The organism is Marinobacter psychrophilus, assembly GCF_001043175.1.
GTDB classification, from domain to species: Bacteria; Pseudomonadota; Gammaproteobacteria; order Pseudomonadales; family Oleiphilaceae; genus Marinobacter; species Marinobacter psychrophilus.
This window is the reverse complement of the sequence record NZ_CP011494.1, coordinates 2,523,923-2,537,800: the sequence shown is the minus strand read 5'-3', so window position 1 is coordinate 2,537,800 and position 13,878 is coordinate 2,523,923. Positions and strand designations below refer to the sequence as shown.

Here is a 13,878-nt window from a genome sequence, read left to right as displayed (position 1 = left end):
TGTCGGCTTTTGCCTTCATTGGCTGGCTTTTATAAGTGCAGCAGCATTATCCAGCATTCGGTTCGAGAACCCCCATTCATTATCATACCAAGCCATGACTTTTACATGACGCCCGATCACGCGCGTGTGGTTGGCATCAAAAATACTCGAACGAGCGTCATGGTTAAAGTCAACGCTTACCAGTTTTTCCTGGTTGTATCCCAGTACGCTGCTTTTTTCAGCCGCGGCTTTCACCGCCGCGTTAACTTCCTCTACGGAGGTGTCGCGGTTCGCAATAAAGCCAAAGTCGACCAGCGACACATTAATGGTCGGTACACGAATCGCCAGGCCGTCCAACTTGCCGTTCAGTGCCGGAATGATTTTACCAATCGCGGCGGCGGCACCGGTTTTGGTGGGGATCATCGACTGGGTGGCTGAGCGCGCGCGGTAAAGGTCTGAATGGTAAACATCGCTTAAATTCTGGTCGTTGGTATAGGAGTGAATGGTGGTCATTAATCCGCTTTCAATTCCGACCGCATTGTTCAACGCTTCTGCAATCGGCGCCAGGCAGTTAGTGGTGCAGGAGGCGTTGGAAATAATGTGATGGTCGGCGCTCAGAATCTGGTCGTTTACACCGAAAACCACCATGGCGTCTGCGTCCGGGCTGGGTGCAGAAATAATCACTTTGCGGGCCCCCGCCTGTAAATGGCCCGCGGCTTTTTCACGTGTTGTGAACAAACCCGTGCACTCCAGAACCACGTCTACGCCCAGATCTTTCCACGGCAGGTCGACGGGGTTGCGGATCGCGCTGATGGCAATGCGGTCGCCGTTCACGCTGAGGGAGTCGGCATCGTGGCTTACGTCGGCAGTAAAACGCCCGTGAACACTGTCATACTTGAGCAGGTGAGCGTTGGTTTCGGCATCGCCCAGGTCATTAATAGCGACCACCTGCATCTGCTCACGATAATTGTTCTCGTAAAGAGCGCGAAGCGTGTTGCGGCCAATGCGGCCAAACCCGTTAATTGCGATTCGGATGGTCATGATGTTACTCCTAGACGGATGATCTTTTTTCGGAAATACGATTGATGTAGTAAATGTATCAACAAAACGCAAACAAATGAACACTAAAACCGGTAAAATGTAAGAAATAAAACGTAAAAATACGTTGTTAGTCAAAATAATCAAACAAACCTGCTGCCAGTGGAGCTTGCCATGAACCCGACCGTTGATCGCGTAACCCAAAGAATTATTGAGCGCAGCCGAGCATGGCGTCTGGATTATCTGACGCGTATGCAGGCGTTGAAGAACAGTTCGCCCCAGCGCGGCACCTTGTCTTGCGGTAATCTGGCCCACGGTTTTGCCGCTTGCGAGCAGGGCGATAAAGACACTCTTAAGCTGATGAACCGGGCCAATGTGGCGATTGTGTCTGCGTACAACGATATGTTGTCGGCGCACCAGCCTTACGCGTCGTTTCCCGATGTTATTCGTAAGGCTGCCCGTGGCATGGGGTCTATGGCCCAGTTCGCGGGTGGTACACCGGCCATGTGTGATGGCGTTACCCAGGGCCAGCCGGGTATGGAGCTTAGCCTGTTTTCGCGAGACACCATCGCCATGAGTACGGCGGTTTCGCTCAGCCACAACATGTTCGATGCAACACTGCTGCTGGGCATTTGCGACAAGATTGTTCCGGGACTGTTGATAGGCGCACTCAGCTTCGGCTACTTGCCAACCATTCTGGTGCCGGCCGGCCCCATGCCGTCCGGGCTTCCTAACAAAGAGAAGCAGCGCATTCGGCAACTGCACGCCGAGGGCAAAATTGGTAAAGAAGAACTGCTGGAAGCCGAAAGTAAGTCCTACCACAGTCCTGGCACCTGCACCTTTTACGGTACTGCCAACAGCAACCAGTTGTTGGTTGAGGTGATGGGTCTGCACCTGCCGGGCAGTGCGTTTGTGAATCCTGGCACGCCCTTGCGTGAGCAGCTGACTCGTGTCTCTACAGAGCAGGTTATTCGCCTTTCGAAACCCCAGGGCGGCACTCTAGGGTTGGGTGACATGGTGGATGAAAAGTCCATTGTAAATGCGCTGGTAGCATTGCTGGTCACTGGTGGGTCCACCAACCACACTTTGCACTGGGTGGCCATTGCTCGCGCTGCCGGCGTTATTATTGACTGGAACGACTACGCTGAGCTGTCGTCGGTGGTGCCTTCCATGACCCGCATTTATCCCAATGGCGAAGCGGATATCAATGCCTTCCACGACGCCGGTGGCACACCTTTTTTGATTCGCGAACTGCTCAGCCACGGCTATTTGCACAACGATGTACAAACCGTGATGGGTTTTGGTCTTGAGCGTTATACCCGGGGGCCTGCGCTGAAAAACGGCGAACTGACCTGGCAGCCGGCACCGGCAAAGAGCCTTGACCCGAGCGTGCTGAGCAGTGCTGCCAAACCGTTTTCCGAAGGCGGAGGCCTGAAGGTGCTTAACGGCAACCTTGGCCGTGGAGTTATAAAAGTGTCGGCGGTAGCACCTCAGCATCACAAAGTGCAGGCGCCAGCAGTGGTATTCAACGACCAGAACGAACTGAAAGCCGCGTTTGATGCCGGTGAGCTGAATCGGGATTGCGTAGTGGTTGTGCGTTTTCAGGGGCCAAAAGCCAACGGTATGCCGGAGCTGCATAAGCTGACGCCCTACCTGGGTGTTCTGCAGGATCGCGGTTTTCAGGTGGCGCTGGTGACCGATGGGCGTATGTCTGGCGCCTCGGGCAAAGTGCCAGCGGCCATACACGTTTATCCGGAAGCACTTACCGGTGGTGCCCTAGCCAAAGTGCGCGATGGTGACGTTATATCCCTGAATGCAGGTACCGGTTCGCTGGAGCTTTTGTTAGACGAACAGGTTCTTGCTAGTCGCGAACCGGTAAAACCTAACTTGGCGGCATCCCATCACGGCCATGGCCGTGAACTGTTTGGTTGGATGCGCCGCAGCACCAGCAGTCCGGAACAGGGCGCCAGTGTGTTCTGGAATTACGACAATGAAACTGACATATAGGACTGCAATTTTGCGTTTGTACAAAACAACGTCAGGTCTGACTTTCTCCTTAATATCAGGGAAAAAATCTCCGGACGGAACAGTCCGGCCGGAGAAAAGTGTCTGAGAAAGTATCAGGCGCTGCGCTGGAGAATGGAGAAAAGAAAATAGAGCGTGGACAGGATTTGTCGCGTTACGCTGCTTCCTTGTCTGCCAGGTAGCTGTCCAATGCCGCAACGTCGATGTCTGAGGCGTAAAGTCCTTGCTTGGTGCGGCGCCAAAGGATGTCTTCAGTGGTCATGGCCCATTCGTTTCTGACCAAGTGCTCTACTTCTCTCTCATACAGCGTGCCCACGAAGTGCTTGCCAAGATCGTCTACGCTAGCGCAATTGTTCAGAATATCCCGTGACGTTGTGCCGTAGGTGCGCACGTAGCGGCTGACCAGTTTTTCCGGCAACCAGGGATAGGCCTGATTGAGTGAAGCGGCCAGATTAATCTGGTTGTCAAAGTCGCCACCCGGAAGCACGGCCGTTTTGGTCCAATGGCCCTGGGTGTTTTTGAAGAAGTGGCACACTTTATCGGTAGCCGCTTCCGCCAGTTTGCGATACGTAGTGATTTTGCCACCAAACACCGAAACCAAAGGCGCTTTGTCTTTCTCTTCGCTTACTTCAAAGGTGTAGTCGCGGGAGGCTTTCTGTGCGTTCTCTTCTTCACCGTCCATCAGCGGGCGCACGCCCGAATAAGACCAGACCACGTCAGACGGTTGCAGCTGTCGCTTAAAGTGCGAGTTCACAATTTTCAGCAAATAGGTGGTTTCTTCCGGCGAGATTTTGGCATCTTTCGGGTTGCCTTCGTATTCAACGTCGGTGGTGCCAATCAGCGAGAAGTTATCTTCGTAAGGAATGACGAACACAATGCGGTCGTCTTCGTTTTGAAGAATATAGGCCTCTTCTTCTTGGTTCAGGCGGGGCACCACAATGTGGCTGCCTTTTACCATGCGGATCATTTTCGGCGCCGGCATCGACAGGCTCTCACCAAACAATGAACTTACCCAAGGGCCCGAAGCGTTCACAATGCACTTGGCAGAAATCATTTGATCTGCGTTTGTGTCGGTGTCACGAAGGGTAATTTGCCATTCGTCGCGACCGCGTACCGCATCTACGCACTTGGTGCGGGTTAAAATGGTGGCGCCAGATTGCTGGGCTTTTTTAGCGGTCAGTACCACCAGTCGTGCGTCGTCTACCCAACCATCGGAATATTCAAAGCCGCGGGTGATATCCGGTTTTAACGGACCGGACCCATCAAAACGAATGGATTTGGAACCGGGCAAAATTTCCCGCTTGGCCAAATGATCATATAGAAATAAACCTGCACGAATCATCCACGCCGGGCGCAAGTGCGACCGGTGTGGCAAACGAAAGCGCATGGGCCACATGATGTGAGGAGAATTGCGCAAAAGCGACTCGCGCTCTGCCAGTGCTTTTTGCACTAGGCGAAATTCATAGTGTTCCAGGTAACGCAGTCCGCCGTGAATAAGCTTGCTGCTGCTGGATGACGTCGCCGAAGCCAAATCATTCATTTCACAAAGCAGTACTTTTAAGCCTCGGCCTGCAGCGTCCATTGCGATGCCGGTACCATTTACGCCGCCGCCAACGATAACGACGTCATAACGTTGGTGATCTGCAGTCATAGTCGGTCATCTCCTGATGCCATTCGAAAGGACGCTTTCTGGTTATGCGCGCTTTTCAGAGTTCATATGAGCTAAAAATCCATTATGCGGAAGCTGGATATATTCGTAAAGGAAAAAATAGAAAAAAAGCGAAAATAAAAGAACATATAAAACACCAAGCCAATTAGTTGCACAAAAATCAGACTAAATGAAGAGTAACATCGTGCTCGATGAGCAGTTGCGAGATTTCCGGGGGGGGTAGCTGGTCAGTGAAGACGTGATCAGCTTGGGTGATGTTGCCTAACCGAACCATGGCGTTGCGGCCAAACTTTGAATGGTCCGCCGCCAGCAGAACCTGACCGGAATTGGCAATGATTGACTGGGCTACCCGTACTTCGCGGTAGTCAAAATCAAGTAGCGAGCCGTCGTTGTGAATGCCGCTGATGCCGATAATGCCAAAATCCATTTTGAATTGATTGATAAAATCTCGGGTGGCTTCGCCTACAATGCCTCCATCGCGACTGCGAACTTCGCCACCAGCGATAATAACGTGAAAGTCGTCTTTAGCGGATAGAATAGAGGCTACGTGCAAATTGTTGGTTACAATCTGTAAGTTTTTCTTTTCAAGCAACGCTTTAGCAATGGTCTCAGTGGTGGTGCCAATGTTGATGAACATCGAGGAGTTGTCGGGGATCAGCTTGATCATGGCTTCGGCAATGCGTTCTTTGGCCTCCAGGTCCATAATCTTGCGGGCTTGATAGTCGGTGTTGACGGTGCTTGAGTCTATGCCCGCACCACCGTGATGGCGCCTTAGCTTTTTATGTTTTGCTAGCTCGTTCAAGTCTCGGCGAATGGTTTGCGGCGTTACTTTGAACTGTTCTACCAGCTGCTCGGTGGTGACAAACCCGTTGTGCTGGATCAGTTCCATAATCAAATCCTGTCGGCGCCGCTGAGCCATTCAACATCCTCCACTTGGGGTTCTTATTATACGATTGTCTGTTTGATTGGAAATACTACAAAAGCTTAATCGTTTTCTATGCTGTATGCAGCCGTTCGGGTCCAACAGAGGGGAGTTGAGTGCGGACATAGGTAAAACTTCTTGGCATTCATGTTCAAAAAAGTAAAAATACGAACAAATAAGAAAGCGAGGTCTACAAAAAATGAGTCAATATATACTTGCCATAGATCAGGGAACTACCAGTTCCCGTGCCATTCTTTTTGACTTGCACGGTAATATTCATGCGGTACGGCAGCAGGAGTTTCCCCAGCATTTTCCTGACAGTGGCTGGGTCGAGCATAAGCCGGCAGACATCTGGTCAACGGTGAAAAGTACCTGCGACGAGGTGATGGCAGAAGAGTTTGGTGTTAATGACGAAGTGGTCGCGGTGGGTATTACCAATCAGCGTGAGACCACCATAATATGGGATCGGAAAACCGGCGAGCCGGTTTATAACGCGATTGTCTGGCAAGATCGGCGAACCGCCGCTTACTGCAAAACAATGAAGTCGTCCAACCATGAACCCTTAGTGCATAGTAAAACCGGACTGTTAATTGACCCTTATTTTTCCGCCACAAAAATTCGTTGGATTCTGGAAAATGTTCCAGGCACGCGGGAACGGGCGGAACGTGGGGAATTGGTTTTTGGAACCGTTGACAGTTTCCTGTTATGGAAGCTCACAGGGGGGCAGGTGCACCGCACCGACGCGACCAACGCCAGCCGCACGTTGCTGTTTAATATTCATACCCAGCAGTGGGATGAAGAGCTACTGGAATTATTCGATATTCCCGCGTCCTTGCTGCCCGAGGTGATGGATTCGTCAGACGATTTTGGCAAAATCACGGAAGGTGGTGCCCTGAACGGTGTGTCTGTTTTAGGGGTTGCCGGCGATCAGCAGGCGGCGTTGTTCGGCCAGACCTGTTTCGAGGTTGGTATGGCAAAGAGCACCTACGGCACCGGTTGTTTTCTTATGCTCAATACCGGTGATAAAGCGCTGCAGTCCGAGCATCGATTGCTGACAACGGTCGCCTACCGCCTGAATGGAAAACCGACCTATGCAATAGAGGGCAGTATCTTTATTGCCGGGGCAACGATTCAGTGGCTGCGCGATGGTTTGCAACTGATCAGTAATGCATCCGAGGCCGAGCCGCTGGCGGAAGGCACGCCGGTAGATCACGGCGTTTATTTAGTGCCGGCGTTCACCGGGCTGGGTGCACCTTACTGGGACCCTAATGCCCGCGGTGCAATTTTTGGCCTGACCCGTGATACTGGTATCAAGGAAATTGTAACCGCTGGATTGCAGTCGGTGTGTTATCAGACCAAAGATCTGCAGAAAGCCATGGAGAAAGACGGTATTCGTCCAATCACCTTGCGGGTAGATGGCGGCATGGTCAAAAACAATTGGGTCATGCAGTTCTTGGCAGACATTCTGGGCGCAACCGTTGATCGGCCTTCGTTGGTAGAGACCACGGCTCTGGGCGTCGCTTATTTGGCGGGTTTAAAAGCCGGTGTATACGGATCGCTGGAAGAGCTCGCCGAGTTATGGCGCTGCGAACGCCGCTTTGAACCGATGATGTCGAAATCAGATCGCGATCGATTGTACGCAGGCTGGATTCAGGCGGTACACAAACTTTAAGCGAAGCGGGAATTATAAACGTCGGTTGCGCGCGCTAACGCACCCCCAGTTCCCGCAGGCGTTTGTAGAGTGTGTTACGGCTGATTGATAGCTCTCGCGCTGCGCTGGAAATGTTGCCCATGCATTTTTGATAGACCTGCAAGGTGTGAACAAGGGGTTCGGGCGCGGCTTTTTTCAGTTCGCCAAGCGCGGTCTCCGAGCCGCTTTCGCCAGTACTGGAGGTAACGGCGTCTAACAGGTTTCCGGCAGCGGTAGTCTCAAGCTGGGCCAAAAAATCGGTGGGCAGATGCCATATCTGGAGATCTTCGCCGTCGGCAATGGCAACAGCTACCCTGATCACATTGACCAGTTGGCGAATATTTCCGGGCCACGGGTGATGGGTCAGGGCTGCCAGAATTCGCGGCGACAGTGCCTCGCTTTGCTCTGGATCGCGGTATTGGCTGTAAATATGTTGCACCAGGTTGTGTTTGTCAGTGCGATCACGAAGTGCTGGCAGCTCGACACACAGCCCGTTGATGCGATAGTAAAGGTCTGCGCGTAATTGTCCCGATTCAACGTGTAAGGCCGGTGCACGGTTCGTGGCTGTTATCAGTAGAATATCTACCGCAATACTGTCGGTGGCCCCAACCGGTGTTACCACCCGTTCCTGAAGTACCCGCAATAACCTTGACTGTGCCGATAAAGGCATTTCGCCAATTTCATCCAGAAACAAAATGCCTTTGTGAGCTTTACGAATGAACCCCAATGAACCTTGCGCCCGTGCTCCGGTAAAGGCGCCGGCTTCGTAGCCAAACAGTTCCGACTCCACCAGTTCCAGCGGAATAGCCGCGCAATTAACCGCAACCAACGCCTGCTCTTTGCGCTGTGTGGCCTGATGCAGTGCTTTAACCAGCACTTCTTTGCCAACCCCGGTTTCCCCGGTAATCAGCACTGGCACGCCGCGCTCCAACACTTTCAGGCTTTGCTCGGCGCAGCGGCGAACGGTTGCGTCGCCGTATTCGAGTGTTGAAAAGTCGGCGCTGTTCGTATTTGTCGCCTTGCTTTGAGGTGCTACTGCTGAAGGGGCTCGGGCGGGCGGCCGTACCTGAGCAATCGTGGGTCGTTGGACTTTCGCACTCAGGCGCACCCGATTTTTAGTGCTGAGCTGTAATGCAGATTGCGCTGGGTGCCCAAGAATGTGATTGCGATGGGTCGTAAACAGGTCGTCCAGCCGAACCCCAACGGTCGTTTTACTTAACAGTTGGTCGGCCCGTTGATTGCTGGCCACGACACGCCCCAAATCATCGCAAATCAGTATGCCAGACCAGGGGCTGTCGAAGTTGTCTGCGGTGGTACTGAGTGTCAGCATAAAATGGTCGCGCTCAAATTGCCGCCTTAGCAGGCGATTGTCTACCGACTGCGCTAGCAACCGAACCACACCCAGAGTGTGAGCCTGGGGTAGGTAGGCGTCACTGAATACGCTGAGTACGCCGACCAACTGCTTGTGTGCGTCAAAAATAGGCGCGGCTGAGCCAATCATGCTGCGATTGAGTTTTAGAAAGTGTTCGTTGCGCTGAATCTGCACCGCTTTGTTGGTGGCAATCGCAGTGCCTATGGCGTTTGTACCACAGCGCTCCTCCTGCCAGTTTGCGCCTTGCTGAAACCAGGGTTTCAACTGTGCCTCAGTAACGCGCTCGTCCCCCCAGCTTTTAAGCACCGTTGCGTGCCGGTTTGCTAGCAGAATCAGGCAGCGGCTACTGGAAAGCACGTTGCGATAGTACGGCAGCACTTCGGCTTCGGTACTGGCCAGTAGCTCGTGATATTGGCGTTCCAGCTCTTCTACCTGTGCCGCGCCGGGTGCCGGTGGAGTGGGTTCGAAGTCGTGATCAAGGCCCCAGGCGATGCAGCGATCCCAGGATTGTTCGACCAGACTGCGTTCAATTTCGTATTTGGTGTTTTTCATTAAGCCGCATCTCTGTGTTCGTTTTCGAGTTATTCGGTGCCGATTTGCGAAGCGGGTTGGTCATTATTGCGCTAAATACTGTTCAATAATCTGTGTAATTTGTGTTGAGGTCAATGTTCAAGTTGAACAAAGTAGTGTTAAGCGAACATCTTTAATTTCTATTTAGAAAGAACGGAAATAAAAAAGTCTATATAAATCATAAATATAAGTATTTTTACGTAGAATTGTGAAAAGCTGGTATGGCCTTTGCGTTGCCTGACTCGCGATCAAAAGATCGGGCGCGATCATTTGCTCAGATGTGTTTCCACAAGAACAACAAGGAACAGATATGTCCTTAACTCTGGAGAACCTCTCCCACAGGGTCGACGGTGTCGACTATATCCGGAATGCCAATCTCACCTTTCAGGCTGGCTCTTTCAATGTGCTGCTAGGTCGAACGCTCTCGGGCAAGACCTCGATGATGCGCTTGATGGCCGGGCTTGATAAACCCAACGAAGGTCGCTTGATCTTCAACGGCCAGGATGTAACCGGACAGAGCGTACAAGCCCGGAACGTCTCGATGATCTACCAGCAATTCATCAATTACCCAGGCATAACGGTGTATGAAAACATTGCGTCGCCTTTGCGCCTGGCGAAAATGACTGAGTCTGAGATTGACCGCCGGGTGAAAGAAACCGCGGCCATGCTGCAGATTAGCCCCCTCCTGAAGCGCTATCCTCTTGAACTTTCCGGTGGCCAGCAACAGCGTACGGCGATGGCGCGAGCATTGGTTAAAGATGCCACATTGGTGCTGTTCGATGAACCCTTGGTCAACCTTGATTATAAATTGCGGGAAGAACTGCGGGCCGAACTGCGCGACTTGTTCCGTGAACGCCAGTGTATTGCGGTATACGCCACCACGGAAGCCAACGAAGCCTTGGCGTTGGGCGGCACAACCACGCTGTTGCATGAAGGGAGTGTGATTCAGAACGGTCCGGTTATGGATGTGTACCGGTCACCGGTAAATACCCTGGCTGCGCAGCTGTTCAGTGAACCGCCGATGAATATGATCCGCGGACGCGTGACAGACACCGAAGTAACGTTTGATGAATACTCCCATCATGCTTTGACTCAAGAATTGTCCAAACTGATGCCAGGAGATTACTGGTTCGGGGTTCGCCCGAGCCACATTGCTCTGGTGCCGGCCAACGACGACGATCTTGAAATTTCGATGGAAGTCGCGCTGAGCGAAATCAGCGGTTCGGAAACGTTTATACACATCGAAAACAGCCATTTTGAAATGGTGATGCAGCTGATGGGTGTTCACCAATACCACACCGGTGCCCCGGTTAAGGTCTACCTGCCCATCAACAAGCTGTTTGTTTTCGACAGCGCCGAAAAGTTGGTGCAAACACCATCGCGGATACTAGGAGGGGCTGTCTAATGGCTGAAATTCAATTGAAATCACTGGCTCACAGCTACAGCGATAAGCCTGGCGGACCAGAAGACTATGCGATTCGCCAGCTCGACCACGTTTGGCATGAAGGCGGCGCCTACGCTCTGCTAGGGCCATCTGGTTGTGGCAAAAGCACCATGCTGAATATTATTTCCGGCCTGGTTCAGCCCTCTGAAGGTGAAGTGCTGTTTGACGGTAAGCGGGTCAACGAGCTGTCGCCGCGGGATCGTAACATCGCCCAAGTGTTCCAGTTTCCGGTCGTTTACGACTCCATGACCGTGTTTGATAACCTGGCATTTCCGTTAAAGAACAACAAAATACCGAAGTCACGCATCAAGGCGCGGGTGCAAGAAATTGCCGAAGTGCTGGAAATTGAAGACAAGCTCTACAAAAAGGCTAAAAATCTGACCGCCGACGAAAAGCAGAAAGTGTCCATGGGGCGCGGTTTGGTGCGGGAAGACGTGTCGGCCATTCTGTTTGATGAACCGCTTACGGTGATTGACCCCCAGTTGAAGTGGAAACTGCGGCGCAAACTGAAGCAGATTCACGAGCAGTTTGATATCACCATGGTGTACGTGACCCACGATCAGCTGGAAGCGTCTACATTTGCTGACAAGATTGCGGTGATGTATGGCGGCCAGATCGTTCAGTTCGGCACGCCCACCGAGTTGTTCGAGCAGCCTAACCATACCTTTGTTGGCTACTTTATTGGCAGCCCAGGTATGAACCTGGTTGAAGTAGAGCGCAGCGCCGCAGGGGTTCGTTTCAGGTCTACTCAGGTAGACTTGGCGCCGTGGCAGGTCGAACTGTTGAAACGCCTCACATCCAAAAACATCAAAATCGGGATCCGTCCGGAGTTTATCCAGCTGTCTCCGACTGCTTCGGACGACACCTACGAGGCCGAGATTCTGGATATGGAAGACCTCGGTACCTACAAAATTATCACCGTGCAGCTGGATCAGCAGGAGATGAAAGTGCGGATGAACGAAGAGTTTGAGGGTGCCATTGGCAGCCGCACGAACCTTTCGTTCCCGCAACAGTGGCTGAAGCTGTATGTCGATGAATTCCTGGTACAGGAGCCGCAGTGATGCAAAAAATCCAGAATAACCGCGCGTGGTGGCTGGTGTTGCCGGTATTTTTGCTGGTTGCTTTTTCAGCGTTGATCCCGCTGATGACCGTTGTGAACTATTCGGTACAGGATATTTTTGGCCCGGGGCAGGCGTTTTTCGTCGGTACCGAGTGGTTCAAAGAGGTCCTGGGTGACGAGCGTTTGCAGGATTCCCTGATTCGCCAGTTCATGTTCTCTGGCGCTGTGCTGCTTATTCAGATCCCGTTGGGCATCAGTGTTGCGCTGATGATGCCGAAGTCTGGCATTAAAGGGTCTGTGTGTCTGATTCTGATCGCTATTCCGCTGCTGATTCCCTGGAACGTGGTAGGCACCATCTGGCAGGTTTTCGCTAGGGGCGACATTGGCCTGTTTGGCTGGGGCCTTAACGAGCTTGGCTTTGACTACAACTACACCGGCGACACCGTCGACGCGTGGTTAACGGTTTTGCTAATGGACGTATGGCACTGGACTCCGCTGGTAGCGCTGCTTTGCTACTCGGGCCTGCGCGCCATCCCGGAAGCCTTTTATCAAGCAGCTGAAATTGACCGCGCCTCTAAATGGGCAGTGTTCCGTTATATCCAGCTCCCACGGCTGAAAAGCGTGTTGATCATTGCGGTGCTGTTGCGCTTTATGGACAGCTTTATGATTTATACCGAGCCGTTTGTATTGACCGGCGGTGGGCCTGGCAGTTCGACCACCTTTTTGAGCCAAACATTAACCACCATGGCCATCGGACAGTTTGACCTGGGTCGTGCAGCTGCCTTCTCGCTGATCTACTTCATGATTGTGCTGTTGATTTCGTGGCTGTTCTTTACCGCCATCACTCAAGATGACAAAGAAAAATAAGGAGAGTGTGATGAAACAAACCCGTTTAAAAAGCGTCGCGATCACCCTTTTTATAGCGCTTTTGCTAACCCCGGTTTACTGGTTATTGAACATGTCGTTCAAAACAAACCAGGAAATCCTGGGGGGCCTTACGTTTTTTCCAAAAATCTTCACCCTTGATAACTATGCGGTCATTTTTAGTGATCCCAGTTGGTACAATGGCTACTTAAACTCGATGACGTATGTGTCCATGAACGTGGTTATCACGCTTCTGGTGGCGTTGCCGGCGGCTTACGCATTCAGCCGCTACAAATTCCTGGGCGACAAGCATCTGTTTTTCTGGCTGCTGAGCAACCGAATGGCGCCGCCGGCGGTATTCCTGTTGCCATTCTTTCAGCTGTACTCGTCGATTGGTCTGTTTGATACACACATTGCCGTTGCACTTGCGCACTGTTTGTTCACCGTACCTCTGGCAGTGTGGATTCTGGAAGGTTTTATGAAAGGTGTACCCCGTGAGTACGACGAGATGGCCTTTATTGACGGTTACAGCTTTCCAAGGTTCTTTATCAAAGTATTCCTGCCAATGATCCGCTCTGGCATTGGCGTAACCGCGTTTTTTACCTTTATGTTTTCATGGGTAGAACTGTTGCTTGCCCGCACTCTGACATCTGTAGACGCCCAGCCGATTGGCGCCATCATGACGCGGACCATAGGGGCAAGCGGTATTGATTGGGGAGTGCTGTCTGCAGCCGGCGTTCTGACGATTATTCCCGGCATATTGGTGATTTGGTTCGTTCGTAACCATGTGGCCAAAGGCTTCGCTCTCGGGCGCGTATAAGGAGAATACTGATGATTGACTGGATGAACTGGACCCCCACGGTCGTAATCTTTTTTGTGGTGATCGCTTCGATTCTTGCGGTTATGACTGTCTACGAAGTTGTTTCGCCTTGTCGCGAACGCAAAGGATTTTTGCCTATCGAAACCACCCGTGGCGACCGGCTGTTTATTGGCTTGCTGTCGACCGCTTACATTCATCTGACCTTTCTTGCAGTCAGCGATGTGAGCTTGTGGGTAGCGCTGGCGGTCTCTGTAGCCTGGATGGGCGTGTTGCTGCGCTGGGGTTAAACCAAAGCGGTGCATTGAAAAGCACAGCGTGTCTTGAAACAATGGACAATATTCGGTTAAAAGTGGTTGTAAAGGATTCGGAATCGAACTATTTTTAAATCTATGATCGAAAGCGATCATTAACCAATTCTCGAGCAC

Annotated in this window: 11 protein-coding genes; 7 read left to right on the top strand and 4 right to left on the bottom strand. The window is 52.0% G+C overall.

Annotation, left to right across the window (positions count from 1 at the left end):
• Nucleotides 1-15: 15 nt before the first annotated feature.
• Nucleotides 16-1,020 (bottom strand): type I glyceraldehyde-3-phosphate dehydrogenase, encoded by a 1,005-nt coding sequence (gap, locus tag ABA45_RS11395; RefSeq protein WP_048386220.1) that lies wholly within the window; start codon nucleotides 1,018-1,020, stop codon nucleotides 16-18.
• A gap of 171 nt (nucleotides 1,021-1,191) precedes the next feature.
• On the opposite strand from gap, the gene edd reads away from it, so the two are divergent.
• A complete protein-coding gene (gene edd, locus ABA45_RS11390) occupies nucleotides 1,192-3,024 on the top strand; it encodes a phosphogluconate dehydratase (RefSeq protein WP_048386218.1) in 1,833 nt (610 codons plus the stop codon).
• Between the two features lie 172 nt (nucleotides 3,025-3,196).
• Here edd and glpD read toward each other — a convergent pair whose 3' ends face one another.
• Nucleotides 3,197-4,693: a glycerol-3-phosphate dehydrogenase gene (gene glpD / locus ABA45_RS11385; protein ID WP_048386216.1), complete on the bottom strand. Its 1,497-nt coding sequence runs from the start codon at nucleotides 4,691-4,693 to the stop codon at nucleotides 3,197-3,199.
• Nucleotides 4,694-4,871: 178 nt separating this feature from the next.
• A complete protein-coding gene (locus ABA45_RS11380; protein ID WP_048386214.1) occupies nucleotides 4,872-5,630 on the bottom strand; it encodes a DeoR/GlpR family transcriptional regulator in 759 nt (252 codons plus the stop codon).
• 202 nt (nucleotides 5,631-5,832) lie between these two features.
• Here ABA45_RS11380 and glpK point away from each other — a divergent pair, with 202 nt between their 5' ends.
• Entirely contained in the window at nucleotides 5,833-7,305 is a 1,473-nt protein-coding gene (glpK, locus tag ABA45_RS11375; RefSeq protein ID WP_048386212.1) for a glycerol kinase GlpK, read from the top strand.
• 34 nt (nucleotides 7,306-7,339) lie between these two features.
• On the opposite strand, the gene ABA45_RS11370 is transcribed toward glpK, so the two are convergent.
• Complete coding sequence (locus ABA45_RS11370; protein WP_048386210.1) at nucleotides 7,340-9,247, bottom strand: sigma-54-dependent Fis family transcriptional regulator; 1,908 nt, start codon at nucleotides 9,245-9,247, stop codon at nucleotides 7,340-7,342.
• A 328-nt stretch (nucleotides 9,248-9,575) separates the two neighbouring features.
• Here ABA45_RS11370 and ABA45_RS11365 point away from each other — a divergent pair, with 328 nt between their 5' ends.
• From ABA45_RS11365 to ABA45_RS11345, 5 genes are read left to right on the top strand one after another with little or no spacing between them, the layout of a single operon-like run.
• Nucleotides 9,576-10,670 (top strand): ABC transporter ATP-binding protein, encoded by a 1,095-nt coding sequence (locus ABA45_RS11365; RefSeq protein WP_048386208.1) that lies wholly within the window; start codon nucleotides 9,576-9,578, stop codon nucleotides 10,668-10,670.
• Entirely contained in the window at nucleotides 10,670-11,770 is a 1,101-nt protein-coding gene (locus tag ABA45_RS11360; protein ID WP_048386206.1) for an ABC transporter ATP-binding protein, read from the top strand. Before ABA45_RS11365 ends, ABA45_RS11360 begins: the two co-directional genes overlap by 1 nt.
• Entirely contained in the window at nucleotides 11,770-12,636 is an 867-nt protein-coding gene (locus ABA45_RS11355) for a carbohydrate ABC transporter permease (protein WP_048386204.1), read from the top strand. The genes ABA45_RS11360 and ABA45_RS11355 overlap by 1 nt, the downstream gene beginning before the upstream one ends.
• A gap of 10 nt (nucleotides 12,637-12,646) precedes the next feature.
• Nucleotides 12,647-13,453, top strand: a complete 807-nt coding sequence (locus ABA45_RS11350) for a carbohydrate ABC transporter permease (protein WP_041635271.1) — start codon at nucleotides 12,647-12,649, stop codon at nucleotides 13,451-13,453.
• Between the two features lie 11 nt (nucleotides 13,454-13,464).
• Entirely contained in the window at nucleotides 13,465-13,740 is a 276-nt protein-coding gene (locus tag ABA45_RS11345; RefSeq protein ID WP_014871701.1) for a DUF2160 domain-containing protein, read from the top strand.
• The last annotated feature ends 138 nt before the right edge of the window (nucleotides 13,741-13,878 follow it).

Bases quoted from the DNA above. Each gene is read 5' to 3' on its own strand.
- ABA45_RS11350 (WP_041635271.1), top strand. From the start codon at position 12,647: ATGAAACAAACCCGTTTAAAAAGCGTCGCGATCACCCTTTTTATAGCG.
- ABA45_RS11365 (WP_048386208.1), top strand. From the start codon at position 9,576: ATGTCCTTAACTCTGGAGAACCTCTCCCACAGGGTCGACGGTGTCGAC.
- ABA45_RS11360 (WP_048386206.1), top strand. From the start codon at position 10,670: ATGGCTGAAATTCAATTGAAATCACTGGCTCACAGCTACAGCGATAAG.
- ABA45_RS11370 (WP_048386210.1), bottom strand. From the start codon at position 9,247: ATGAAAAACACCAAATACGAAATTGAACGCAGTCTGGTCGAACAATCC.
- ABA45_RS11345 (WP_014871701.1), top strand. From the start codon at position 13,465: ATGATTGACTGGATGAACTGGACCCCCACGGTCGTAATCTTTTTTGTG.
- ABA45_RS11355 (WP_048386204.1), top strand. From the start codon at position 11,770: ATGCAAAAAATCCAGAATAACCGCGCGTGGTGGCTGGTGTTGCCGGTA.
- edd (WP_048386218.1), top strand. From the start codon at position 1,192: ATGAACCCGACCGTTGATCGCGTAACCCAAAGAATTATTGAGCGCAGC.
- gap (WP_048386220.1), bottom strand. From the start codon at position 1,020: ATGACCATCCGAATCGCAATTAACGGGTTTGGCCGCATTGGCCGCAAC.
- glpD (WP_048386216.1), bottom strand. From the start codon at position 4,693: ATGACTGCAGATCACCAACGTTATGACGTCGTTATCGTTGGCGGCGGC.
- glpK (WP_048386212.1), top strand. From the start codon at position 5,833: ATGAGTCAATATATACTTGCCATAGATCAGGGAACTACCAGTTCCCGT.
- ABA45_RS11380 (WP_048386214.1), bottom strand. From the start codon at position 5,630: ATGGCTCAGCGGCGCCGACAGGATTTGATTATGGAACTGATCCAGCAC.